This window comes from Streptacidiphilus sp. ASG 303 (genome assembly GCF_020991365.1).
GTDB lineage: Bacteria > Actinomycetota > Actinomycetes > Streptomycetales > Streptomycetaceae > Peterkaempfera.
Genome location: NZ_JAJLRA010000002.1, coordinates 469,838 through 494,190, shown reverse-complemented (window position 1 = coordinate 494,190; position 24,353 = coordinate 469,838). Strand labels below are relative to the sequence as shown.

Sequence of the window (24,353 nt, the reverse complement as noted above, 5' to 3'; positions counted from 1 at the left end):
GCACCGCGGTGACCAACTGGTGGTCCAACGGCAACAACGCCATCGCCTTCGGCCGCGGCAGCAAGGGCTACGTCGCCATCAACCACGAGAGCAGCGCGGTCACCCAGACCTTCCAGACCTCGCTGCCGGCCGGCACCTACTGCGACGTCCAGCACGGCGACCCCACCTCGGGCGGCGGCTGCACCGGCACCACCTACACGGTCGGCGCCGACGGCAGGTTCACCGCCACCGTGGGCGCCAACGACGCCGTCGCCCTGTACGTCGGCGCCTCGGGCGGCGCCACGGCGAGCCCCACCCCGACCCCGACCGCCTCCTCCACCAGCTCCGCCACCGGGGCGTCGTTCGCGGTCAACGCCACCACCACCTACGGCCAGAACATCTTCGTGGCGGGTGACAACGCCGCCCTGGGCGGCTGGGACACCGCCAAGGCCCTGCCGCTCTCGTCCGCGGCCTACCCGGTGTGGAAGCTGGACGTGGCCCTGCCCGCCGGGACCACCTTCCAGTACAAGTACATCCGCAAGGACGCCTCCGGCGCCGTCACCTGGGAGAGCGGCTCCAACCGCACCGCGACCGTGCCCAGCAGCGGCCAGGTCGTGCTCAACGACACCTGGCGCCCCTGACCCCCGCACGACCCGGCGGCACCCCGCCCCACCCGGCATGCCGCCACCCCGGCGTCCCGCCGTCCGGCCCGCGCCCGAGCGGGCGCGGACGGCGGGACACGGAACGGCCCCGCTCCGCACCCGGTGTTGACCGGGTGCGGAGCGGGGCCGCGGCCGTGCCGCCGCCCGTCCTGCGGCTACCGGCCGTCCTCCGTGCCGGCGCCCTCCGTGCCGGGCCCCGCCGCCGGCCGGGCGTCCCGTCCGGCGCCGAGCCGCCGCTGGACCTCGTCCACGCCCCGCTCGATCTGCTCGTCGTACTTATGGCCGGTCCGCTCGTCGGCGAACTCCTCCGCCCGGTCGGCCGCCCTGTCCACCTGGTCGGGGTGCTCCTCGGCCAGCTTGCGCGCGCGGTCCGCCCAGTCTCCGATGCCGCCCATCGCGGGCCTCCTGCCGTTCTCGACGATCGTGCACCCGGCCGCCTACCCGCCGCCCCCGCGGGCAAGCGGCCGCCGGCGTGCGGCCCCCCGTACGGCCGCACCGGGGCACCCCTCCGACGTGCGCGTTCATCCGCCCGGCATCGCACGCTTATCCGCAGCCGCCACCCTGGAGCCCGGCAGACCGCAGCGGCCCCGCAGCGGACCCGGCGAACCGGAAGTGAGCAGCATGCCCGCCCCGAACGCGGCCTCCCCGAGCGGCCCGAGAGCCCCCCACGGCCCGAGAACCCCCGACGCCCCGGGAACCCCCGACGCCCCCGGGGCCCCCGGCGGGCGCGGCCCCCGGACCGGCCGGACCGCCCCGGCCGCCGCCCCCTTCGCCGGCCTCCTCCTCGTGCACGCCGCCCTGCGCCGGGACCTGCTGCGCCTGCCCGCCGTGCTCCGCGCCCTCGGACCCGACGACGGCGCCCGCGCCGACGCCGCCCTCCGCCACTGGCGCCTCCTCACCGGCATCCTGGAGTGCTACCACGCCTACCAGGACACCCGCCTGTGGCCCGCGCTGCGCACCAGGGCGCCCGAGCTGCGGCTGCTCGTCAACTGGCTGGAGGCCGACCACCACGCCCTGGAGCAGGGCGCCGCCGCCACCACCGCCGCCGTGCTGGACGCCGTGCTCACCGGACGCGGCACCTGGAGCGCGGCGCAGGCGGTCGAGGTGTTCGCCGCCGGGCTCCGGAACCACCTGCGGATCGAGGAGGTCCAGGTCCTGCCCGTGATGCGCGGGGCCCTCGCCGGCGACCCCGCGGCGGGCGGCCTGCCGGAGGTGCTGCACCGCGTCCGCGGGGCGGGCGGCCCGGGCACCGCCGACGTCCTGGCGTGGCTGCTGGACGGGGTGCCGCGGGCCGCCGCCGACCGGCTGCTGGAGCAGTGCGACGACGACGCCGTGCGCCGCTGGCCGCACTGGCGGGACACCTACGCCCGCGTCACCGGCCCGCTCTGGGAGGGCCTGCCGCAGCTGCCGTGACCCGCACGCGGCCGGGCGTGCCGCGTGCGCGCCGGGCCCCCGCACGGGGGCTCAGGCGTACACGGAGGTGACGAACTCCGCCACCTTGTCCCGCGGCAGGTTCCGCGCCACGTCCGCCTCGCTGATGATGCCGATCAGGCGGTGGTCCTCGTGGTCGATCACCGGCAGCCGCCGCACGCGGTGCTGCTCCATGACCCGGAGCACCTGGTCCGCGTCGTCGTCGTCGCGGATCACCAGCGGGCGGCCCTCGGCCAGCTCGCCGGCGGTCATCACCGCCGGGTCCCCGCCCTCCGCCAGGCACTTCACCACGATGTCGCGGTCGGTGACGATCCCCTTGAGCCGGTCGTCGTCGCCGCAGATCGGCAGCGCCCCCACGCCCAGCTCGCGCATCATCCGCGCCGCGGCGTCGAGGGTCTCGTGCTCGCTCACGCACTGGGCGCCCCGGTGCATGATCTCCTTCGCCGTACTCATGTCCTCCGGCCTCCCGGTCTCGGTCCGGTCCCGATGCAGCCCCACCTCCCATCGTGCGCGCCGGTACCGGACCCCGCCATGCGGGCCCGGGGATCACACCGGCGGCAGCTGCTGCTCGGTCCAGATGGTCTTCCCGGAGCGGGTGTACCGGCTGCCCCAGCGGTGGGCGAGCTGCGCGATCAGGAACAGGCCGCGGCCGCCCTCGTCGGTCAGCCGCGCGTGCCGCAGCCGCGGCTGCGTCTGGCTGGGGTCGGAGACCTCGCAGACCAGCACCCTGTCCCGGATCAGCCGCAGCCCCACCGGGGCTCCCGCGTACCGGATCGAGTTGGTCACCAGCTCGCTGGCGATCAGCTCGGTGGTGAACGCCAGCTCCTCCAGGCCCCACGCGGCGAGCTGCGCCGTCACGAGCTCCCGCGCCTGCGCCACCGCCGACGGCTCGCCGGGGAACTCCCACGCCGCCGTCGCCCCCGCCGGCAGCGCCCGCACCCGGCTCACCAGCAGCGCCAGGTCCTGCGCGGGCGGCTCCGGCAGCAGCTCCTCCAGGACGCACCGCCCCACCTCCGCCGGCGAGGCGAGCGGGTGCACCGCCGACCCCACCCGGGCGCACAGCCGCCGCAGCCGCTCCTCCGCGCCCTCCGCAGGGTCCGCCAGCAGTTTGTCGGTGAAGAGGGCGAGCACGCTGCCCGGCGCCAGCTCCAGCTCCAGCTGCTCGAACGGCTCCCCGCCCACCCCCAGCGCCGGACCGGGCACCAGCTCCGCCGGGCAGGCGGGGCGGCCCGGCAGGGCCACCACCGGCGGCGGGTGCCCCGCGCTCGCCATCGAGCAGTGCCCCGTGACGGGGTCGTACACCGCGTACAGGCAGGTCGAGCCGTACACCCCGCCGCCCCGGCCCCCGTCCTCGCCGTCCGCCCCGCTCCCGTCCGCGTCGCCCGCCGTCAGCCGCACCACCAGGTCGTCCAGGTGGGACAGCAGCTCCTCCGGCGCCATGTCCAGGTCGGAGAGCGTCTGCACGGCCGTGCGCAGCCGCCCGGTGGCCGCGGTCGCCTCCAGCCCGTGCCCCACCACGTCGCCCACCACCAGCGCGATCCGCGCCGAGGAGAGCGCCACCACGTCGAACCAGCTGCCGCCGATGCCCGCCGCGGTGGCGGCCGGCACGTACTGGCCGACGGTCTCCGCCGCGCTCACCTCCACCACCGCGCGCGGCAGCAGGCTGCGCTGCAGCGCCTCCGCGGTGCGGTGCTCGCGGGTGTACCGGCGGGCGCTGTCCATGCCGAGCGCCGCCCGCGAGCCGATCTCCTCGCCGAGCACCGCGTCGTCCGGACGGAACGGCACCCGGTCCCCGGTGCGCCAGAGCAGCAGGCTGCCGAGCGCCAGGCCGCGGGCGTTCAGCGGCACCGTCAGCATGGAGGTCGCGTCGTGCGGCAGCGCCGCGTACTGCGGCTCCCGGCCGGCCCCCGCCGCTCCGCCGGCCCCCGCCGCCCCGTCCGCGCCGCCGTCCCCGTCCTGGGGCCCGCGCACCTCCGCCACGTCGGCGAAGAGCCCGGTCGTGTCGGGGCGCAGCCACCGGCAGTCCCGCTCCCGCAGCAGGACGGCCGCGTCCCGCGGGTACAGCTCCTCGGGCCACCGCCCCTCCACGGCGGCCACCGCCACCCGCCGCAGCAGCGAGCCGGGGCCGAACCGGCCGGGCTCCTCGCCCACCAGCACCGCCTCGGTGAGGTCCACCGCCGCCAGGTCGGCGAAGTCGGGCACCATCACCTCGGCCAGCTGCTCCGCGCAGCGGACCACGTCCAGCGTGCTCTCCAGCCGCTTCGCCGCCGCGGCGACCAGCGCCAGCTGCTGCCGCGTCCGCTCCTGCTCGGTGACGTCGGTGAAGGCGACGGCCACGCCTGCGAACCCGCCGCCCGTGTCCTCCAGCCGGAACGCCGACAGCGACACGGTGCGCTCCACCCGCGGCGCCTCCAGGCGGCGGGCCGAGTGCACCCAGTCCACGAGCGGCACGCCGGTCTCCGCGACCTTCCGCAGCTGCTCCCGCACCGCCGCCGCGTCCCCCGGCAGCAGCGACTCCTCCAGGCCGGACACCGCCCGGTCCGCGCCGCCGTCCGGGCAGCCGTCCGCGCCCACGGACAGGCCGAGCGCCATCGACGGGCTGTTCACCCGCACGGTCCGCAGCTCCCGGTCGTGGATCGCCAGGCAGACACGGGTCTGGGTGAACAGGGCGCGGACCAGGGCGTTGTCCTGCCCGCACCGGTCCGCCTCCACGGCTGGAACCAGCCGGACCAGGTGGCGGGCGGCCGTCTCCCGGCCCAGCGGCAGCACCTCCAGGCAGACCTCCACGGTGCCGCCCGGTGCGCGGCGCAGCACCGCCCTGCCTCCGTCCGGCGGCGGCAGCCCCTGCGGCCAGTCCTCCGGGTGCGCCAGCAGCTCCGCCGCCGGACGTCCGCACACCCCGGTGGCCGGACTGCCGGTCAGCTGCTCCACCTCCGCCGTGCAGGTGAGGACCGTCCCCCGGCCGTCGAGCACCAGGACCGCCGCGCAGCCGACCAGGCTCAGGCCGTCGCTGCGGGGGTCGGGATTCGCGCTCGTCTGCCTCACCCCCGGACGTCGGTGATGGTGCTCCCATTCAACCCGCACCTGCGGCCGTCTGCGCGGCGGCGCGGCGCGAACGGGTGAGCGGACGGGCCGCCGGGCGGCCCGGCGGAGCGGCGGTTGGCCGCCCGGCGGCGGGGCAGGACAGGGAGGGGCGGGCGGCCGCCCGGCGCGCTCCGGCCGGACGGACGGTGCGGCCGACGGACGCCTCCGGCGGCGTCGGCGTCGGGCGTCGGCGGTGCGGACGGACCGCCGGGCCGCCCTGCCGGACGCGCGGGGTGTGCGGGGACGCGGAAGGGGTGGGACGTGCGATTCGGACTGCTGGGGACCGGGCCGTGGGCCACGGCGGTGCACGCGCCGGTGCTGGCCGCCCATCCGGGGGTCGAGTTCGCCGGGGTGTGGGGCCGCCGCCCGGAGGCGGCCGCCGAACTCGCCGGGCGCTTCGGCGCCCGCCCCTACGACGACCCCGGCGCCCTCCTCGCCGAGGTCGACGCCGTCGCGGTCGCGCTCCCGCCCGACGTGCAGTCCCGGCTCGCCGTGCGGGCCGCCGCGGCCGGCTGCCACCTGCTGCTGGACAAGCCCCTCGCGCTGGCGCCCGAGGCCGCCCGGCAGGTCGCGGACGCGGCGGCCGCGACCTCCGCCGCCTCCGTGGTCTTCTTCACCACCCGCTTCGAGGCGCGGCAGGCCGCCTGGATCGCCGAGCAGGCCGCCGTCGGCGGCTGGTCCACCGGCCGGGCGGACTGGCTCGGCGCCGTCTTCACCACCGGCAGCCCCTTCGCCGCCTCGCCCTGGCGCCGCGAGCGGGGCGCCCTGTGGGACGTCGGCCCGCACGCCCTCTCCGTCCTGCTGCCGGTCCTCGGCGACGTGGCCGCGGTGACCGCCGTCCGCGGCGCGGGCGACACCGTCCACCTGGTCTGCCGCCACCGCTCCGGCGCGTCCTCCACAGCCGCGCTCAGCCTCACCGTCCCGTCCGCGGCGGCCGGCACCGCCGTCGAGCTGCGCGGCGAGTCCGGTACCGCCGTGCTCCCCGCGGGCGGCGACGGGGCCGCCGCCGCCCTCCACCGGGCCGTGGACGCCCTGCGGGAGGCCGCGGCCACCGGCACGCCCCACGCCTGCGACGCCGGCTTCGGCCTGCGCGTGGTCGAGGTCCTCGCCGCCGCCGAACGCTCCCTCGCCACGGGTGCGACGGCGGCCCTCTGACGGACGGCCCCCGGGCCGGGCCGCCCCCGGCCTCCCCGTCCCGGCCCGGACGGGACCCGGTCCCGCCCCGGCCCCCGCTCCCGGCCTCCGTCCCGGGCCCGCGTACAGTGGCCGCCGCCGCGGCGGGGCAGCCCGGCGGCCGACCGCGGACGGGAGGGCCCGGGCCCATGGGCGTCGCACTGTTCACCCTGGGCGGGACGATCGCCATGGCCGGCCACGCCGGAGGGCGCGTCAGACGGCTGACCGGCGCCCAGCTGACGGCGGCGGTCCCGGGCCTCGCCGATCTCGGCGCCCCGCCGGACGTGCACGACACCCGCGCCGTCCCCAGCGCCGACCTGACCTTCCGCCAGATCCTCGACCTCGTCGGCGAGGCGTCCCGGGCGGTGGAGGCGGGGGCGCCCGGCGTCGTCGTCACCCAGGGCACCGACACCCTGGAGGAGACGGCGTTCCTCGCCGACCTCGTCTGGCCGCACGCGGAGCCGCTCGTCCTCACCGGGGCGATGCGCAACCCGACCCTCGCCGGGCCGGACGGCCCCGCCAACCTCCTCGCCGCCGCCCGCACCGCCCTCGCGCCCGAGGCCCGCGGCCTCGGCGCGCTCGTCGTCCTCAACGACGAGGTCCACGCCGCACGCCGGGTCCGCAAGGCCCGCAGCACGGGCACCGCGGCGTTCGCGTCCCCCGACACCGGACCGGTCGGCCACGTCGTCGAGGACCGGGTGCGCATCCTGGCCCGGCCGCCGCGCCGCGCCCCGCTGCCGGTCCCGGCCGACCCGGCGGCCCTCGACGCGGCCCGGGTGGCCCTGTACACCGCCGCCCTCGACGACGACGGGGCGCTCCTCGCGGACCTCCCGCGGACCCACCGCGGCCTCGTCGTCGCCGGCTTCGGCGCGGGCCACGTCCCCTCCGCCCTCGCACCCGTGCTCGGCGCCCTGGCCGAGCGGGTCCCGGTCGTCCTGACCTCCCGCACCGGCGGCGGCTCCGTGCTGCGGAACACCTACGGCGCCGTCGGCTCCGAGACGGACCTGCGGCGGCGCGGCCTGGTCGACGGCGGGTTCCTCGACCCGTACAAGGCCCGCGTGCTGCTGCGGCTCCTCCTCGCGGCCGGTGCGGACCGCGCCGCCGTCACCGAGGCCTTCGCCGCACACGGCTGACCGGCCCGGCCGGTCTACGCGAAGGCGTCCACGCCGGTGAGCTCCGCCGAGTACGCCCACAGCCGGGCGGCCTGCTCCGGGTCGGCCGCGTAGTCCCGCACGCCGTGCGTGGTGTCGCCCTCGGCCGCCGGCGCGGCGATGTCGCAGTCCTCGCAGTACACGCCGCCCATGCCGTCCAGCTGCGGCGAGGTCGCCGCCCAGACCTGCGTCGCCGCGCCCTGCTCCGGTGTCTTGAAGGCGGGGTTCAGCTGGTTGCCGTCCTCGTCGATCCACCCCGCGGCGACCATCTCCTCCCGGGCGAGGTACCGCTGGAGCGGGGTGAGGATGCCGCCGGGGTGCAGCGAGAAGGCCCGCACGCCCTGCTCCCGGCCGAGCCGGTCGAGGTGGAGCGCGAAGAGCGCGTTGGCGGTCTTGGCCTGGCCGTAGGCCTGCCACTTGTCGTAGCCGTGCTCGAAGTGGACGTCGTCCCAGCGGACGGGCGAGTTGTGGTGGCCGCGCGAGGAGACCGAGACGACGCGGCCCCGGCCCCGGGCGAGGGCCGGCCACAGGCGGTTGACCAGCGCGTAGTGCCCGAGGTGGTTGACGGCGAACTGCGCCTCCCAGCCGGGGCCGACCCGGGTCTCCGGGCAGGCCATGACCGCGGCGCTGCCGATCAGGACGTCGACGGCGCGGTCCGAGGCGAGGAAGCGCTCGGCGAAGGCGCGGACGCTGTCGAGGTCGCCGAGGTCGAGCGCGTCGACCTCCACGCCGCCGATCCCGGCGAGCTCCTTCTCGGCGGTCTCCGGCCTGCGGGCCGGCACGACGACGTGCGCGCCCGCGCCGGCCAGCGCGCGGGTCGTCTCCAGCCCGAGGCCGGAGTACCCGCCGGTGACGACCGCGAGCTTCCCGGTGAGGTCGATGCCCCGCAGGACGTCGGCCGTGGTGCTCCGCGCTCCGAACCCGGACCCGATGGGGTGCTGTGGTGTGGTCATGCCTGCCACGCTAAGGATTGGAGTGCACTCCAGGTCAAGCCGGCCGCGTCCGCCGGGCCGCCGCCCGCCGCGTCCGCCGTGTCCACCGTCCACCGTCCGCCGTCGCCGCGCCGTCCCGCCGTCCGCTCCGGGGTGCGGGGACGCGCCCGGGCGAGTGCGCCCGCGCCGCCGCGGCGGCTCCCCCGGCCGGACCGGCCGGCCCCGCACCGGCCGCCCGGGGGCCCGCTCCCGCGCGCGGTCCGGCAACCGGCGGACGCATGGGGCGGCGGAGGAGGGGCCGTGGGGCGCATACTGGGGAGTGATGAGGAAGCCAGCGGTACGCCATCTGCCCACAAGCCCCTTTCCGCGCCCGGTCGCCCCGACGCCCAAGCACTTCGCCGTGGGTGACCGTGTCACCCACGACGAGTACGGCCTCGGCCGGGTCGTCGGCGTCGAGAACGAGATCGCGGTGCTCGTCGACTTCGGCTCGGTCCAGAAAAGGATCATGAGTCCGTACGCGAGGATGACCGTGCTCTAGACCGACGGGTCCACGGACCCGCAGCCCCGAGGACCCGGCGCCGGTCCCCGGGCGCTCCACGACGGCCCGAAGCCCCCCGGGGCCACCGCCCGCGGACACCCGGTCCGCGGGCCCCGACGGCGTGCGCCGCCGCTCACCGCGGGTCGGCCAGCTCCTCCGGGACGGCCGCGCGCAGGGCGGCGGTGACCGCGGCGACGGCGGGGTGCCGGGCGGCACCGCTCCGGAAGGCGGTCAGGGTCCGCCTGCGGAACGGCAGCCGGGTCAGCACCACCCCCGGCGGCGGGTCCGCCGTGCCGAGCTGCGGGACGACGGCGACGCCCTGGCCCGCCGCGACGAGGGCCAGGACCGTCGCGAACCCGTCCACCTGGTGTCGGACCCGCGGGGTGAACCCGGCGGCCCCGCACGCCCGGAGGGTCATCGTGCGGCACAGCGTCCCCGGGGTCGCCGTGATCCACGGCGAGTCCGCGAAGCGCCCGACCACCGGGCCGTCGGCGGCCCCTCCCGGCACGGGCGCCGGCGGCACCGGGTACGGCGACGCCAGGTACATGGACTCGGTGCAGAGCGGCTCGGTCGCCAGGCCCGGTTCGGCGGGCGACGGCACCAGGTCGTAGGCGTGGACCAGCGCCACGTCCAGCTCGCCCGCGCGCAGGGCGTCGGCGACCTCCGCCGGGTCGATCTCCCGGACCATGGGCTCCAGTCCCGGGTGCCGGCGCGCGAGGGAGGCCAGCGCGGCGGGCACCACCGCCCTGGCCGCGGTGGGGAAGGCGCCGATCCGCACGGGGCCGGACGGTCCGCCGCGCGCCTCGACCAGCTCCGCGGCGGCCTGCTCCAGCCGTTCGAGGACCGCCTCCGCGTGGCGGACCAGGTTCCGTCCCGCCGGGGTGAGGACGACCCGCCGCCCCGTCCGCTCCAGCAGCGGGACCCCCGCCTCGCGTTCGAGGGCGCTGAGCTGCTGGGAGACCGCCGACGGCGTGAACGCGAGCGCCTCGGCGACCGCGGCGATGGTGCCGCGGAGGGACAGTTCCCGCAGCAGGCGCAGGCGGCGCACGTCGAGCATCGGCCCAGCTTACGCTCGGCATCGGAAAAGCGAACTGGACCTGCACGATCGCCCCCGGCCACCCTCGTCCCCATGGACCGACACGCACCCCTGCAGGGGATCCACGTCCCGCTCGTCACCCCCTTCACCGCCGCAGGGCGGGTCGCTGAGGACGCCTTCGAAGGGCTCGCCCACGCCGTGCTCGACGCGGGCGCCGACGGGATCGTCGCCCTGGGTACGACCGCCGAGGCCGCCACGCTCGACGCGGGGGAGAGGGCCGCGGTCGTCGACGTCTGCGCCCGCGTCTGCCGGGAGCACGGCGCACCCCTGACGGTGGGGGTCGGGGGCAGCGACACCCGGGCCGCGGGACGCGCCCTCGCCGGGCTCGCACGCCGGCCGGAGGCCACCGCCGCGCTGGTGCCCGTGCCCGCCTTCACCCGGCCCTCCCCGGCCGGCGTCCTCGCCCACTTCTCGCGGCTGGCCGAGGAGAGCCCGCTGCCCCTGGTCGTCTACCACATCCCCTACCGCACCGGGCAGGACCTCGACGCCTCCGCCCTGCGCACCCTGGGGCGCATCCCCGGCGTCCGGGGCGTCAAGCTGGCGACGGGCGCCGTCGACCGGGACACCGTGGACCTGCTCGGCGACCTCCCGCCGGACTTCGCGGTCCTGGCCGGGGACGACCTGTACCTGTCCCCGCTGCTGGCCCTCGGCGCGGCGGGCGGCATCCTCGCCTCCGCCCACCTGGCCACCGGCCGGTTCGTGGAACTGGCGGCGGCCTGGCGCCGGGGCGACCTCGCGCGGGCCCGGGACCTCGGGCACGCCCTGGCCCGGCTGTCGGCCGCCGTCTTCCGCGAACCCAACCCCACCGTGGTCAAGGGCGTCCTGTACGCGCAGGGCCGCATCCCCACGCCGGACGTCCGCCTGCCGCTGCTCCCCGCCCGGCGCGACTCCGTGGAGCGGGTGCTGGAGCAGCTGGCCGGGCCGGACCGGCTGCCGGCCCCGGCGTGAGCCGCCGCGGACCGCCCCGGGCGGGTGTGCCCGACGGCTGATCCCCCGGGGCCCGTTCGTCTAGAGTGCACGGTGGCGGGGCGCGGTCCCGTCGAGGGAGGGGCGGGTGCCGTGGGCGAGCAGGTCCAGGAGTCGGCGGGTACCGGGCCGGGCGGTGCGGACCTGACGGTCGCGGAGGCCCGGAAGGCGTTCTTCGTGATGTTCGCCCTCCTGGCGGCCGTCTGGCTGGTGCAGCTGGCGAACTGGCAGGGGGACTACGCCCTCTCCCGCGACCACGGGGTGGTCCCCGGTGAGATCGGAAGGCTGCCCGACGTCCTCGCCGCGCCCTTCCTGCACTGGAGCTGGGCCCACATCGAGAGCAACTCCGGGCCGCTGTTCGTCTTCGGCTTCCTCGCCGCCTACCGCGGGGTCGCCCGCTTCGCCGGCCTGACCCTGCTGGTCACGCTGACCAGCGGGCTCGCGGTCTGGCTCTTCGAGCGCGGGGGTGTCGACACGGTCGGCGCCAGCGGCCTGGTCTTCGGGTACTTCGGCTACGTCGTGGTCCGCGGGCTCTTCGACCGGCACCTGGTCGACACGCTGGTCGGCGTCGTCATGGCGGCCTCGTTCGCCTACCTCCTCACCGTGGCCGTGCCGGGGACGCCGGGGGTCAGCTGGCTCGGGCACCTCGGGGGGCTGGTCGGCGGGGTGCTGGGGGCCTGGGTCCTCCGCACCCGGCGCCCGCGGGCGGCTGCGGCCGGCGGTGCCGACAGGTCCGGCGGGTCCGGCGGGTCTGGCGGCGGGACGACGGGACCGGGGGCCGGTCCGGCCGGCCGCAGCGGCCTGCCGGCGCGCGCCGACGGCCCCCGGGCCGACCTGTACAAGGAACTCGGCGACCTCGGCCTGCTGTAGGGCCCGCCCGTCGCCCCGCCCATCCGGTCCTCCGCAGGTCCGGTCCTCCGCAGGCATGGCCTGCCCCTGACCGGTCCTCCTGCTGACCGGGCCAGGCATGGCCTCCCGCAGGCCCGGCAGGGGGCCGGGACCGCCGTCCCCGCCCGCTGCCGTCCCTCCGCGCCGGGTCTCAGCCCCGCCGCCGGCCCCTGGCCCGCCGCGGGTAGGGGAGCAGCCGCGGGCTGCGCCTGGCCGCCACGTCCTCGACCCAGCCGAAGAGCAGCAGCCCCGCCAGGATCAGCGGAACGGCGACCAGCAGCGGGAACCACTGGCTCGACAGCAGCCAGCGCAGGTGCGTGTAGCAGAACTCGCTGTTCCACAGCGGCTCGATCAGCGGCTCGGTGAGCACCAGCGCGACGCAGTGCCACAGGTAGACGCTGACCGCGCGGGAGTTGAGCAGGCTCACCAGTCCGCTGAACCGTTCCAGCGGCCGGGGCCACTCCTGCCACGAGGGGCTCAGGTGGAGCAGCAGCATCACGCAGCCGAAGGACCAGATGGCCTGCGCCAGCGGCACCGCCTCCAGGTCGGGGCCCACCCGGGGGTCGTCCATCGGCGACTGCTGCAGCCACCAGAAGCCGAGGGCGAGGACCAGCGGCGCGACCGAGGGCACGACGTACTGGGGGATGCGGCTGAGCAGCCCCTCGTGGTGGGCCATGCCGAGGATCCAGCAGGCGCCGAAGGTGGTGAAGTCGGTCGCGGTCTCCATCAGCCGGCCGGACTGGTCGACCAGGCCGGAGTTGAGGACGGCCGACAGCGCCAGCGGCACCAGGAGGGTCACCCAGGGGAGCCGGCGCACGGCCTTGAGCATGAGCGGCGACAGCAGCACGTACCAGAGGTACGCGCGCAGGTACCACAGCGGCACCACGACCTGCTCCGCCCAACTGGAGGGCAGGTGGCCGCCGAAGCCGTGCAGGGAGTCCGCGTAGGGAGGGGTGCTCAGCGGCAGGATCCAGAAGGCGAGCTTGCCCCACCACCAGTTGGGGTGGCCCTCGGCGTCCGGGCCCCAGCCGTCGAGGACCATCGCGGTCAGCGTGACCGCACCGAACATCCACATCGGGGGGAGCAGGCGGCGCAGCCGCCCCCGGATGACGCCCAGGGCCGGCCGGCTGAGGGACCGTGCCATCAGCGAGCCGGCCAGCGCGAACATCACGCCCATGGAGGGGAAGAGCAGCGGCAGCCAGGTCCAGCCGAAGTTGTGGTAGATGACCACGCGGACCAGGGCCAGGGCGCGCAGCAGGTCCAGGTAGCGGTCGCGGCCGCCCTTCGGCCGGGGCGCCGCCGTCCCGTCGGCAGGCCCCTCCCCGGCCTGTCCGGTGTCCGCGGCCTCCGCGGCCTCCGTGCTCTCCCCGGCCTCCTGCGGCGGGCGCTGGACCGGGATCGCGGCGAGGTCGGCCACCCGCAGGGCCAGGGTCTCCGAGGGGTCCTGGGCACTGCGGGGGGCGGGGGCCGGGGGTATGCGCAGGGCCAGGGTCTCGGAGGGGTCCTGGGCGCCGCGGGCGGCCGGCGGCGGGGGTATGCGCAGGGCCAGGGTCTCGGAGGGGTCCTGGGCGCCCTGGGCGGCGGGGGCCGGGGGTATGCGCAGGGCCAGGGTCTCCGAGGAGTCCTCGAGGCGCGGCGCACCGGTTTCCGCAGTGGTCATGACGGCATCGCCCCCGTGGTGACGTCGAGCCCCACCTCGCCGGTGCGCCGCAGCTTCTGCCAGCGCAGGCGGCCTCCGGTCAGGGCGGTGATCCAGGACTGCAGCAGGACCATGTACATGAGCACCCGGTAGACCACCTGCTGCACGGGAAGGGTGACCAGGTGCCAGGGCTTCTCCCGGTCCAGGTGGAAGGACCACCAGGCGCAGAAGCCCTGCAGGGCCAGGACCGCGAACCAGGCGCCCAGGCTCTTGTAGGGGTCGACGAAGGCCACGCCGTAGACCATGGCGATGTCGATGGCGGGGGCGAGCAGCGGCGTGAGCACCATGAAGAGGGCGACGAAGGGCAGTCCGACCCGGCCGAAGCGGCCGGCGGGCCCGCGTTCCAGCGCCGCGTGCCGGTGCTTCCACATCGCCTGCATGGTGCCGTAGCTCCACCGGTAGCGCTGGGACCAGAGCTGGCTCATGCTGCCGGGCGCCTCGGTCCAGGCGCGGGCGTCCTCGGCGTAGACGATCTTCCAGCCGGCCCGGTGCAGGGCCATGGTGACGTCGGTGTCCTCGGCGAGCGTCTCGTCGCTCATGCCGCCCACCTGGTCCAGCGCCGTGCGGCGGAAGCCGCCGACGGCGCCGGGGATGGTCGGCATGCACCCGAGCACGTCGTACATCCGGCGGTCCAGGTTGAAGCCCATGACGTACTCGATGTGCTGCCAGGCGCCGATCAGGGTGTCCCGGTTGCCGACCTTGGCGTTGCCCGCCACCGCGCCGATGCGCGGGTCGGCGAAGGGCTGCACCAGCTCGCGGACGGTGGAGGGCTCGAAGACCGTGTCGCCGTCCATCATCACGATCAGCTCGTTCGAGGCCGCGGCCACGCCGGTGTTGAGCGCGGTGGGCTTGCCGCTGTTGGGCTGGCGGATCAGCCGGACCATCGGCAGGCCGAGCTCCTCCACGATGGCGGAGGTGTCGTCGGTCGACCCGTCGTCGACCACGATCACCTCGATGGGGTGGTCGCTCCGGGCCAGCGAGAGCAGGGTGTTGGTGATGCACTCCTGCTCGTTGTAGGCGGGGACGACCACGGTGACCGGTTCGGTGACCGGGTCGCCCCACGAGAAGCCCGGCTTCCGGGTGCGCCGCACGTGCAGGAGGGAGAGCACCAGCATCAGGGCGAAGCGCGCGAAGACCAGCACGCCGACGACCGCGAGCAGCGCGACCAGCCACGGCATCAGCCGGACGGAGAAGGTGGTGCACCACAGGAACGCCTTGCCGGCCCACAGGTTGTAGCCGGTGACGGGGGCGTTCGCGGAACCGGTGCCGAGCGCCTCGCCGATCGTCTTGAAGGTGTAGCCGTCCGCCTTGAGCCGCTCGATGATGACGGGGAGCGCGGCCAGGGTCTGGGACCGGTCGCCGCCCGCGTCGTGGAGCAGGATCATCTCGCCCTGCCCGGCCAGCTCCGGAAGGGCGGCCCTGACGATGGCGTTGACGCCGGGGCGCTTCCAGTCGTCGGTGTCCTTGTCGATGAAGGCGGCCAGGTAGCCGTCCGACCCCACCTCCCTGGTCACCGGCCAGGACCAGTCGTCGAGCGCGTCGACGGTGGAGGAGTAGGGCGGCCGGAACAGGCTGGAGTGGATGCCGGCGACGCCCGCCAGGGCGAGCTGGGTCTCGCCGAGCTCCCAGGTGAGACGCGTGCCGGACTGCAGGGCGAGGTCGGGGTGGGTGTAGGTGTGCAGGCCGATCTCGTGGCCGCCGGCCACGATCCGGCGGATCAGCGCGGGGTTGCGGGTGACCATCGAGCCGGTGACGAAGAAGTCGGCGTGGACGTGCTGGGCCTCCAGCACCTCCAGGATCTTCGGCGTCCACGTGGAGGACGGGCCGTCGTCGAAGCTGAGGACGACGGTCCTGTCGGGGATCGAGTAGCTGACCGGCTTGTCGTTCCGGTCCCCGCGGGCGTCCACGATCGGGCCGCCCTCCAGCACGCTGCGCGGCACGGTGCCCTTGTCCACCGAGGGCGCGATGCGCTCGTCGTGGAAGACCTCGTTGTTCTCCATGCCCCGGAGCACCATCAGGGCGAGCAGGGTCACCAGCAGGGTCACCGGCAGGAAGAAGCGCAGCGGGGGCGCGGCGAGCCGCCGCGGCCGCAGGACGGACTGCCGGGGGCGTTGGTGACGGGGCATGGACTTCCTGGTCGTCGGGCGTGCTAGGGGTTCTGGGGCGGTACGGCGGCGGAGGGCGCCGCACCGGGGTTCGTGGTCGTGGTGGTGCCGCCCGCGGCTCCCCCTCGGGGGGTGCGGACTGTTCCGGTCGTGGTGCCGCCGGCCGCGCCGCCGCCGGCCGCGTGGGCGGTCCCGGCGGAGCCTCCCGCCGCGGTCCCGCCCCCGGCCGGGGCTCCGGCCGGCCCGCCGGCGGCCGTTCCGGCCGTGGTCCCTGCGGTGGTGGCGGTCCCGGTGCCGGCGGCGGTCCCCGCGCCGGTCGTGGTCCCGGTCGTCGTCCCGGCTCCGGTGCCCGCGAGGGTGCCGGAGCCCCCGGTGGCCCCCCCTGCGGCTCCGGCCGGGCCGGCGGCCGGTCCGGGACCCGCGGCCGGGACCCGGCCGGGCCGCGGCCGCGTCCCCCGGGGCGGTGAGGGCAGCGGGGCGTTCACGTACCGGCTGGGCGGGGTGGTGTTCGCGGTGTCCGGGACGGCGAAGGAGGGCGCCTGCGACTGGACCCCGACGAGACCGGCGATCATCGCCACGGCGAAACCGACGCAGACGACGCCGACGACCCAGCCGAGACCGCGCAGACGCCGGCCGCGTCGGCCTGTCCGGTCCACGAAGACGGGGGAGGCGTCGACCTCCGCGGGGGCGCTGGGCACCTGGGGCCTCGGGCTTTCCTCGATCAAGTCGCCACGGACACAGGTGGCTGTCGAAAAATAGTCCACGGAAGGGTTCCATGAGGGGCCGGATGTGCGATTTGTCGGCTCCATCCCTCGCGTGTGACCGTATCGATACGAAAATACGGTAAGCGCGACCGGGTCTCATAGGATCCTGGGCCGGAACCACGTCACCTGCCCGATCGGAACCCCCGCGCATGGCCAGACCTGTCCGCTTCGGCCGTCCCCTCGTGGCCGCCGTGGTGCTCGCGGTGCTGCTCGCGGTGGCAGCCGCCCTGCTCCTGGCCCGCAACGGCGGCGGGAAGGGGGGCTCCGGCGACGCCGGGAAGACCGCGGGCGGCGCCTCCGCCCCGGCCGCGCGCTTCGACGTCTCGTCCCTGCTCCGCCCGTCCGGCCGGATGCTGGGGGTCGTCGACGACAAGACCCCCTGGCAGTACGGCATCGTGAAGACCTTCACGGAGCAGGCGGGACGCGCCCCCGACATCCGCCAGTACTACAGCTCCTGGGGGGACGACTTCGACCCGGAGGGCAACGCCTTCCTGTGGAGCCACGGGCAGCTCCCGATGCTCTCGCTGGTGCCCTCCACCACCCCCCTCGCCGACATCGCCGGGGGCTACGACGACGCCTACATCCGACAGCTGGCCCGTCAGGTCGCCGCCTACCGCGGGCCGCTCGCCCTCTCCTTCGCCGGGGAGATGAACGGCCCGTGGAACTCCTGGGGGCCCGGCCACGCCCGCCCCGCCGACTTCGTCGCGGCGTGGCGGCACGTCCACGACGTCTTCCGCAGCGCCGGCGTCACCAACGTGGTCTGGGTGTGGAGCCCGCACGTGGTCGACACGGGCACCACCGCCCGGCTGCGCCCGTACTACCCCGGGGACGCCTACGTCGACTGGGTCGGCGTCATCGGCTACTACGGGCCCATCGACGGCACCGCCTTCTCCAGCCTGTTCACCCCCACCCTGCGGGAGATCGCGCGCTTCTCCGGCAAACCGGTGCTGATCGCGGAGACCGGGGTGGCGGAGAGCAGCCGCAAGCCGGACCAGGTCCGCGACCTGTTCCGGGGCGCCGAGCGGGCGGGCGTCATCGGACTGGTCTGGTACGACCAGCGCAAGTCCTGGCCGGGCAGCCGTCAGCTCATGGACTGGCGGATCGACACCTCGGTGGGCGCCGGGGCCGCCTTCCGCGTCGAGGCGGCCCGGCACGGCTTCGGCCACCCCTTCGGGAAGGGCTGAGGCCCGCAGCGGGCACGGCCGGGCGCGGGCCCGGCCTCCACGCCCCATACGATGGCGCGTCGAGGCGGCCGGGGCCGCCGCACGCGGAGGACGGAGCAGGACGGGAAGTGCGGGGATGACGACGGGACCGTCGCCGGGCCAGGACGCTCCGGAGGAGGACGCGGGCTGGGCCTTCAGGCCGCGCAGACCGGCCGGGGCCGAGCCGCGCCCGTACCCCGGGCCGCCCGAGGGGCGGCCGCCGCACGAGGAGGGCCCCCGGCCCCCCGTCCCGCCGCCCGGGGACGCCCCCCGGCGTGGCGGTGCCGCGCCCGGCGGCGCCGCGTCCCGGAACGGGGACGACGCGCCCCGCCGTACGGAGGGCGGCCCCCGGCGGCCCGAGGAGGACGCAGCCCGGGGCGGTGTGCTCCGCGACGACCCCGCCCGCCGTCAGGACACCCCCCTGCACCGCGAGGACCCCGCCCGTCGTCAGGACGCCCCCCGCCGTCAGGATGCCCCCCTGCACCGCGAGGACCCCGCCCGTCGTCAGGACGCCCCCCGCCGTCAGGATGCCCCCCTGCACCGCGAGGACGTTGCCGTGCAGGCGGAGGACGCCCGCCGGTACCGCACGGCCGGTCCCGTCCCCGGCCGCCCGGGGGAGCCCGTGCCCGGCCCGCGTCCCCCGCGCACCCCCGGCGACGCGGAACCGTGGCAGCCGTCCCCGCCCCCGGCGGCGTACCCCTCCCCGCATCCGGCGGCACCCGCCGCCGTCCTCGACGCCCCGCCCTTCGAGGAGACCTTCGCCGAGGCGTTCGACGAGCCCTTCCCGGAGTCCGTCGCCGACCCGCAGCCGCAGCCGCGGGGCAGGCGCAGGCGGGCCGGCGTGATCGCGCTCGTCCTCGCCGTCCTCGCCGCCGCGGGCGGGGCCGCGGCCGTCCTGCTGCACGGGGAGGACGCCGCCCCCGTCGCGTCGAAGCGCCTCACGCAGGCGTGGCGGGTGCCCGCGCCCGCTCCGGGCGACGAGCTGGTGGGGAGCTGGCTCACCGGAAGGCTGCTGGTCCGGGCGAGCACCCGCGGCGGCCTCAGGGCCTACGACCTGGCCGGCGGCCGCGAGGTGTGGCACGCCACGTCCCGGCTGGACCCCGCGAAGTGGGGGTCCGTCCCCTGCGCCATGTCCCCGGCGCCCACCGCGCAGGGCCTCGGCACGGTCGCCTTCGGCAAGGACGGCGACTCCTGCACCTGGCTGGCCGGCGTCGACGCGGCCACCGGGAGGATCCGCTGGAGCGTCCCGCTGGTCGACGTCCGGCACCCCACGGCGATGCCCGCCGGGACGTTCCTCCAGGGCGGTGTCGCCACGGTCGTCAACAAGAACTTCCTCGGCGGCCTGGACGTCCGCACCGGCCGCCGCGTCTGGGGCTTCCGGGCCCGCGGCCACTACTGCGGCGTCCACCCCTGGGGCGCGTCCGGGATCGTGCTGGTCGACGACTACTGCGCCGACACCAAGGACCGCTTCACCCTCACCGCGTACGACGGCAGGACCGGCCGGGTCCTCTGGGCCGACGCCCAGGACTCCCAGGCCGACCTGGCCCACGTCTTCTCCGGCGCGCCGCTGATCGCCTCCGTGCACACGGCGGCCGAGGACAGCGTCCGGGTCTTCTCCCCCTCCGGGCGGAGCCGCAAGCTCGCCGTCGGCGACACCGAGGTCCTGCCCGGCAACGACACGGCGGCCGACCGCTCCGCCCGGCTCGTCGGGGACGTGCTCGTCGCCCCCGCCCAGTCCGCCCAGGGCGGCGAGATCGTCGGGTTCGACACCGTCACCGGGGCGAAGCTGTGGACCCACCGCTCCGCCGTGCTCGCCACCGCCGCGGCCGGGGACGACCGGGTGCACGTCGTCTCCACCTCGGGCACCCGCCAGCTCCTCGCGCTCGACCCGCGCACGGGCCGCGCCACCCCCGTCGCGGCCCTGCCGGCCGCCACCGGCGGCCCGGCGCTCACGGCGGGCACGGTGTACGTGACGCCCGACGGCATGGTCCTGGAGCTCGACGCCCAGGCGAGGGGCGGCGCCGTGCGGGCCTACCGCTGACGTCCTCGCCGCCCTGACGGACCGTGGCTCACTCCGCCCGTGGCCCACTCCGTGCTGCGCGCGGGCCGTGCGCCGCCCGGGCGGTTCCCGCTCCGTCGCGGGCGTCGGCGGCGGCCGAATCCGTTGCAAGGGTGCCGGCCGGCAGGAGCGGGGGCGGCCCGAGCGGCCCGGAAGGACAGCGCATCCACTCCGCGTCCGGGGCGAACGGCCCCTCCCTGCCCTCGACCACGGCCAGCGCCCGGTCGTGCGCCGCCTCGACGGCCCAGTGGTCGGCGTCGTCCACGATGCCCAGCCGGCGGCCCTGCGCGTACTCGTCCTCGTCCTTCCAGCGCCAGGAGGACAGGTCCGGATCGACCACCAGGTCGACGAGCAGGTCGAACGTGTCGAAGCCGATGCCGGTACGGCGTATCGGGCGTTGGAAGTCGACGTACCAGCTGCGCATCCGCCGGTCGCCCGACGGTTCGTAGAACGCGTTGACGCTGAAGTACGTGTCCGCCGGGTTCCACAGCACCGACACCGTGTCCTGCCAGGCCCAGCGGTCCAGGCGCCAACGGCCCGCCGCAAGGCCGGGGAGGGCCTGCCTGCGCACCGCGTCGTCACCCGTCGTCCGGGACTCGACGTACGAGGTCGCGACCATCGCCTCCGCCCCCGGGCCGCAGGTGGCGACCACCGCCTCCCCGGTGTCCCGGACCACCCGCAGCGCATGGGCACTCCACACCCTGCCGCGGAACACGTCCCGCCGCACGACGGTCTCCCCGGACCCGAACCGCTCCATGACCCTGCCCTCCACGGCTGCAGCCGCGACCCCGGCCCGTCAGGACCGAGCCGGTCCTCCTGTGCGGACGGCGACCGGGCGGAGGCCGTCCCACGCCCCTTCCGTGGCGAGATTGACGAACGAGACCCCGGCCGCGCCAGGGGCAGGCTGCTGCACGCTCCTCGGGGCCGCCCGGACGGCCGGCGGTCACCGAGGGCCCTCCCGGATCCGGCCCGCACGGGCCGCGACGGCACGCACGAGCCCAGGCGGGCCGGGGGGAGGGCGAGCCGCTCGATGCTGGTCAGTCCCGCCCTGCGCCATGCGGGCCGGAAAGACCTCGGCGACTGCCGGCCCGGACGTACCGCGCCCCCCGGAGCGCGAAGGCCAGCGCCGCGATGCTCAGGCCGAGGTCGACGGCGTCGGCGATCTCCACCGCAAGATAGGGCGCGTCCAGCAGCTGCGGCGCCTTCGCGAGGATCAGGACCGCCCCCATCAGCAACGCGAGCCGGGACCAGTGCAAGCGCGCCGTCCGGTCCTCGCGCTCCTGGGCCTCGGCCCTCGCCGACCACCGGGCACCGAGGCCCGTCAGTACCGACGCACACCCCATGGCCACGATGGACCAGTCCATGAACGACAACATCGCATCCCCCCTGATCGACAGGGCGATCATCCTCCCGGGGGCAGCTGTGGACAAGGGCCGGCGTTCCGCACGGACACCGGAGGCCAACGCGTTCCTCTGCCGGTGGCTCGCCGGGATCGGGCACGGGGCACGATCGGGAAACGCGCTGCGCGCCCGGCGGCAACGGAGGCGTCTCATCCCTCTCCGGGGGCCGTGGCGTCAGCTGTGCCGGGGGCCTCGGTGGCAGATTCCGCCATGGAGGCGGTGATGACGGACCCGTCACCGCCGTCCGAGACGTTCGTCGACGGGCCGCTGTCGGCCTTCGTCCGCCTGCGCGCCCTGCGTCGGAGTTCCCGCCGCTGCTTTCCGGGCAGGGCCGCCGCGAGCTCCCCGACGGGCGCGAGGTCGTGGCAGTCGTCGCCACGGTGGCCCCTGCACCACCACACCACGGGTCCACCGCCCAGCCTGTCCCGGTACCAGCCGGACGTGGTCCCGGCGGGACGCGGGTGCATGCCGATGTGGTGGTACGGGCAGACCGGCCACACCGTCCACCGCAGTTCGGTGACCGTTTCCTGGGCCGCGTCCGCGACGAGCTGGAGGACCACCGACGTGTCGTCCGGTTCGTCGTGCATCCCCGGGCCCTGCGGGTGTACGGCACTGCCCTGCCACCGGCCGTCCGACAGGGCGACATGGATCCGGTGGGGCCGATCGCCGTCCCCTGACGCCGGGCAGAGCATCAGGACCAGCGGGGGCTCGTCGGGCAGGGTCGCCGCCAGGTCGCGGTTCACCGCAGCGAGTCCGGCCTCGAACCTCGGCCACTCACCAGGCCCGGCACGCCGGGGCCCCTGACGTGACGGCCCGTCGGTGCCCGAATGCAGGGGATGGAACGAGAAGAAGCCCACCGGCCGATCTTCTCATTCCGGGCGGGCCCCGGGGAGGCGCCGGTGGGGAGGGGGGATCGCGCGGGCGTCGGCGCGGTCCTCGGCCGGCGGCCTGCCCGGGACGGGGTCGAGCACGGCCGTGAGGCCGTGCGCCGGCCGCGGACCGGGCAGGCCCCTGCCTGTCCGCCATGAGCCCGACCGGCCTCTGGTCCGCTCCGCGAGCGGTCCGGCCGGGTGGGCGGCGCAGCCGGGGCATCGGCACGTTCGACGGACCCCGGACGGCCCGGGAGGGCGGTCACCCGCCCTGACCCGTGGCGGTCTCAGATGTCGAGGAAGTGGCACGCCGGTTTTCTGACCTGGGGCTGTGTTCTCGATGAACGCTCTGACCTGCGGCTGAGCCGTCGACGGTTGTCGCCGCCGGTCACCGCTGAGCACCCCCGCACGACCCAGGGACGGCCCGAGCGCAGGTGCTGCCGTGTGCGCCCGACAGCGACCACCGCTCTACAGGTTCGAACCACACTCCATGCGACCTGGCAGAACACCCGGCGGACATCGGTTCCCGACCCCGTCGCAGTCGCCCCGGTCCACCGCCGTCCAGCGGCGTTGATGTCACGTGGTGATGTCAGCCCTGGACTTCGAGCAGGCGACATACGCCTGGGCCCGGACTCGCTGCTGTCACTGCCGTCGGCCTCCCCCTCCGGCGGCGCTCAGTCGAACCACACGGTGCCGCGCTCCGGCCCTGTGACGACCAGAAGCGTGTGGAAGCCGCATCCGTCATCGCTCAAGTAGACCGCTCCCGCAGTGCGGAGTGATTGTCAAACGTTGTGGACCTGGGCGAACCTGTGCCAGCCTCGCCTGCGGTCCTCTCCGGGGGTTCCCAAGGTGTCACTCCGAGGGTGCCGAGGAGACCCGGTTGAAGAACCGTCCGGCCATGTCGGCCCCGATGATGGCGCCGTCGGCATCGCGGGTGAGGAAACCTCGCTGGCCGATCAGGCCGCCGCCGGTGACGATGTACTCGTCGCCGTTCCCGGGGAGCAGGCCGAGGCCGGCCGGCGGCAGGTCCGCCGGCAGTTCCCTGTCGGCCGCCGCGCGGATCTCCGGCTTGATCCGGCATTCGACCGTCATCGTGTCGCCGTCGGTGTCGATGATCAGCGTCATGAGTTCGTTCTCGTAGTGCCCGGTGATCTCCTGCGCACGCTGCGGGTCGTACGGGAGCGGCTCGGGCTCCCGCTCGACCACGCCGAGGTGGTGTTCGAGCACCCAGCGGAGCACGGCCTGGTTGAACTTCAGCCCGTTGTCGGGCCCGGCATTGGACGCCGCCACGACGGCGAAGTCCCGCTCCGGTACCAGCAGCAGATCGGCGAACTGGCCGTTGGTCGATCCGCCGTGCCCGACGGTGCGCACGCCGTCCACGTCGCGCAGGAACCAGCCGAGGCCGATGGCGTCGCCGAGCGTGGAGCCGTGCAGCTCCACCGTCGGCTCCTGCATGCGCCTCGCCAGGTCACTGCCGCCGAGGTGGAACCGGGCCCAGCGCAATTGGTCGGAGACCGAGGACACCAGGCCGCCGCCCGGGTTGTTGCCGCGTGTGTCCTTCCATGTTCGGGCGACCTTGAGTGCTCCTTCGCTGAGGTTGTGGCCCACGGCGAACCGGCGGGTGATGGCCTGCCCGGCGGTGAAGACGCTGTCCGCCATGCCGGCCTGTTCCAGGACGAGGGAGGTGACAGCGGCCTCGTAGGTCTCGCCGGTGACGTTCTCGACGACCCGGCCGAGCAGGTTGTAGCCGAGCTGGCTGTAGGAGGCGCGGCCGCCGACCGGGCCGATCAGCGGCACCTCGGCCATCTTGGCCACCTCGCGGGCCAGCGCGTCGTCTCCGTCCCCGCTGTCGAAGACCATCCGGGTATCCAGCCCGGCGGTGTGGTTGAGCAGGTTCAGGATGGTGATCTGCGCGGCCGCGTCCTCATCGGGAAGCCGGAGTTCGGGAACGTAGCGGCGCACTGGCGCCTCCAGCCCGACCCGGCCCTGCTCGACCAGGCGCATGATCGCGGTCGCCGTGCAGGTCTTGGTGACCGAGCCCAGTACGAAGAGTGTGTCCCGGTCGACGGGCAGCGGGTTGTCGATGCTCGTCACGCCGTGGCAGACGGTCAGCTCCCGTCCGTCCGCACAGACTCCCACCGCTGCACCCGGGATGCCGAGCTCCTCGGCCTTCCCCTCGACGAACTCCGCCAGCGCATCGTGTGACATCTCGATTCCCCCTCGATCGGTGTGGTTCTCGCACGGCGTCTCGGGCGTCGCGGCGACTTGCACCCTGTTCAAGCGGAGGCTAGCGAATGACTTGAACGCCGTGCAAGAGCTTTCTTGAACGGTGTGCAAGTCGAGGGCTATCGTGCA

The 24,353-nt window shown here is 75.9% G+C and carries 21 protein-coding genes; 9 read left to right on the top strand and 12 right to left on the bottom strand.

Annotated features, from left to right (window positions below):
- The coding region (locus tag LO771_RS04880) for a carbohydrate-binding module family 20 domain-containing protein (RefSeq protein ID WP_230648318.1) at positions 1–620 on the top strand (620 nt) is incomplete at its 5' end.
- 176 nt (positions 621–796) lie between these two features.
- On the opposite strand, the gene LO771_RS04875 is transcribed toward LO771_RS04880, so the two are convergent.
- Entirely contained in the window at positions 797–1,036 is a 240-nt protein-coding gene (locus tag LO771_RS04875; RefSeq protein WP_230648317.1) for an antitoxin, read from the bottom strand.
- Between the two features lie 226 nt (positions 1,037–1,262).
- Between LO771_RS04875 and LO771_RS04870 the strand changes: the two genes are divergently transcribed.
- Entirely contained in the window at positions 1,263–2,054 is a 792-nt protein-coding gene (locus tag LO771_RS04870) for a hemerythrin domain-containing protein (RefSeq protein ID WP_230648316.1), read from the top strand.
- Between the two features lie 51 nt (positions 2,055–2,105).
- Here the strand turns inward: LO771_RS04870 and LO771_RS04865 are convergent, their stop codons facing one another.
- The gene (locus tag LO771_RS04865; RefSeq protein ID WP_230648315.1) at positions 2,106–2,525 is read right to left on the bottom strand and encodes a CBS domain-containing protein; all 420 of its coding nucleotides are present in this window, start codon (positions 2,523–2,525) and stop codon (positions 2,106–2,108) included.
- A gap of 93 nt (positions 2,526–2,618) precedes the next feature.
- Positions 2,619–5,117, bottom strand: a complete 2,499-nt coding sequence (locus LO771_RS30990) for a SpoIIE family protein phosphatase (RefSeq protein ID WP_308188838.1) — start codon at positions 5,115–5,117, stop codon at positions 2,619–2,621.
- Positions 5,118–5,417: 300 nt separating this feature from the next.
- Here LO771_RS30990 and LO771_RS04845 point away from each other — a divergent pair, with 300 nt between their 5' ends.
- A complete protein-coding gene (locus tag LO771_RS04845) occupies positions 5,418–6,311 on the top strand; it encodes a Gfo/Idh/MocA family protein (protein WP_230648314.1) in 894 nt (297 codons plus the stop codon).
- A gap of 167 nt (positions 6,312–6,478) precedes the next feature.
- Positions 6,479–7,462: an asparaginase gene (locus tag LO771_RS04840; RefSeq protein ID WP_230648313.1), complete on the top strand. Its 984-nt coding sequence runs from the start codon at positions 6,479–6,481 to the stop codon at positions 7,460–7,462.
- 14 nt (positions 7,463–7,476) lie between these two features.
- Here the strand turns inward: LO771_RS04840 and LO771_RS04835 are convergent, their stop codons facing one another.
- A complete protein-coding gene (locus tag LO771_RS04835) occupies positions 7,477–8,433 on the bottom strand; it encodes an SDR family NAD(P)-dependent oxidoreductase (RefSeq protein WP_230648312.1) in 957 nt (318 codons plus the stop codon).
- Positions 8,434–8,734: 301 nt separating this feature from the next.
- On the opposite strand from LO771_RS04835, the gene LO771_RS04830 reads away from it, so the two are divergent.
- Positions 8,735–8,950, top strand: a complete 216-nt coding sequence (locus LO771_RS04830; RefSeq protein WP_230648387.1) for a hypothetical protein — start codon at positions 8,735–8,737, stop codon at positions 8,948–8,950.
- 133 nt (positions 8,951–9,083) lie between these two features.
- Here LO771_RS04830 and LO771_RS04825 read toward each other — a convergent pair whose 3' ends face one another.
- On the bottom strand, positions 9,084–10,007 hold the full coding sequence (locus LO771_RS04825; protein WP_230648311.1) for a LysR family transcriptional regulator: 924 nt from the start codon (positions 10,005–10,007) through the stop codon (positions 9,084–9,086).
- A gap of 72 nt (positions 10,008–10,079) precedes the next feature.
- On the opposite strand from LO771_RS04825, the gene LO771_RS04820 reads away from it, so the two are divergent.
- Positions 10,080–10,994 (top strand): dihydrodipicolinate synthase family protein, encoded by a 915-nt coding sequence (locus LO771_RS04820; protein WP_230648310.1) that lies wholly within the window; start codon positions 10,080–10,082, stop codon positions 10,992–10,994.
- A 111-nt stretch (positions 10,995–11,105) separates the two neighbouring features.
- Positions 11,106–11,882 carry a rhomboid family intramembrane serine protease gene (locus tag LO771_RS04815; RefSeq protein ID WP_230648309.1) on the top strand — a complete coding sequence of 259 codons (777 nt, stop codon included), beginning with the start codon at positions 11,106–11,108 and terminating at the stop codon, positions 11,880–11,882.
- Positions 11,883–12,051: 169 nt separating this feature from the next.
- Here the strand turns inward: LO771_RS04815 and LO771_RS04810 are convergent, their stop codons facing one another.
- The 3 genes from LO771_RS04810 to LO771_RS04800 are packed head-to-tail and all read right to left on the bottom strand — an operon-like array spanning position 12,052 to position 16,429.
- Positions 12,052–13,560: an acyltransferase gene (locus tag LO771_RS04810; RefSeq protein ID WP_230648308.1), complete on the bottom strand. Its 1,509-nt coding sequence runs from the start codon at positions 13,558–13,560 to the stop codon at positions 12,052–12,054.
- Complete coding sequence (locus LO771_RS04805; RefSeq protein ID WP_230648307.1) at positions 13,557–15,725, bottom strand: bifunctional polysaccharide deacetylase/glycosyltransferase family 2 protein; 2,169 nt, start codon at positions 15,723–15,725, stop codon at positions 13,557–13,559. Before LO771_RS04805 ends, LO771_RS04810 begins: the two co-directional genes overlap by 4 nt.
- A gap of 23 nt (positions 15,726–15,748) precedes the next feature.
- Entirely contained in the window at positions 15,749–16,429 is a 681-nt protein-coding gene (locus tag LO771_RS04800) for a hypothetical protein (RefSeq protein ID WP_230648306.1), read from the bottom strand.
- 188 nt (positions 16,430–16,617) lie between these two features.
- On the opposite strand from LO771_RS04800, the gene LO771_RS04795 reads away from it, so the two are divergent.
- Both LO771_RS04795 and LO771_RS04790 read left to right on the top strand, forming a co-directional pair.
- Positions 16,618–17,652 carry a glycoside hydrolase family 26 protein gene (locus LO771_RS04795; RefSeq protein WP_230648305.1) on the top strand — a complete coding sequence of 345 codons (1,035 nt, stop codon included), beginning with the start codon at positions 16,618–16,620 and terminating at the stop codon, positions 17,650–17,652.
- Positions 17,653–18,052: 400 nt separating this feature from the next.
- Positions 18,053–19,711: a PQQ-binding-like beta-propeller repeat protein gene (locus LO771_RS04790; protein ID WP_230648304.1), complete on the top strand. Its 1,659-nt coding sequence runs from the start codon at positions 18,053–18,055 to the stop codon at positions 19,709–19,711.
- Between the two features lie 28 nt (positions 19,712–19,739).
- Here LO771_RS04790 and LO771_RS04785 read toward each other — a convergent pair whose 3' ends face one another.
- From LO771_RS04785 to LO771_RS04770, 4 genes are all read right to left on the bottom strand, one after another.
- Positions 19,740–20,486 (bottom strand): DUF402 domain-containing protein, encoded by a 747-nt coding sequence (locus LO771_RS04785; RefSeq protein ID WP_230648303.1) that lies wholly within the window; start codon positions 20,484–20,486, stop codon positions 19,740–19,742.
- Positions 20,487–20,766: 280 nt separating this feature from the next.
- Positions 20,767–21,135 (bottom strand): hypothetical protein, encoded by a 369-nt coding sequence (locus LO771_RS04780; RefSeq protein ID WP_230648302.1) that lies wholly within the window; start codon positions 21,133–21,135, stop codon positions 20,767–20,769.
- Between the two features lie 143 nt (positions 21,136–21,278).
- The gene (locus LO771_RS04775; protein ID WP_230648301.1) at positions 21,279–21,872 is read right to left on the bottom strand and encodes a hypothetical protein; all 594 of its coding nucleotides are present in this window, start codon (positions 21,870–21,872) and stop codon (positions 21,279–21,281) included.
- A 978-nt stretch (positions 21,873–22,850) separates the two neighbouring features.
- The gene (locus LO771_RS04770; RefSeq protein ID WP_230648300.1) at positions 22,851–24,206 is read right to left on the bottom strand and encodes a serine hydrolase; all 1,356 of its coding nucleotides are present in this window, start codon (positions 24,204–24,206) and stop codon (positions 22,851–22,853) included.
- Between the last annotated feature and the right edge of the window lie 147 nt (positions 24,207–24,353).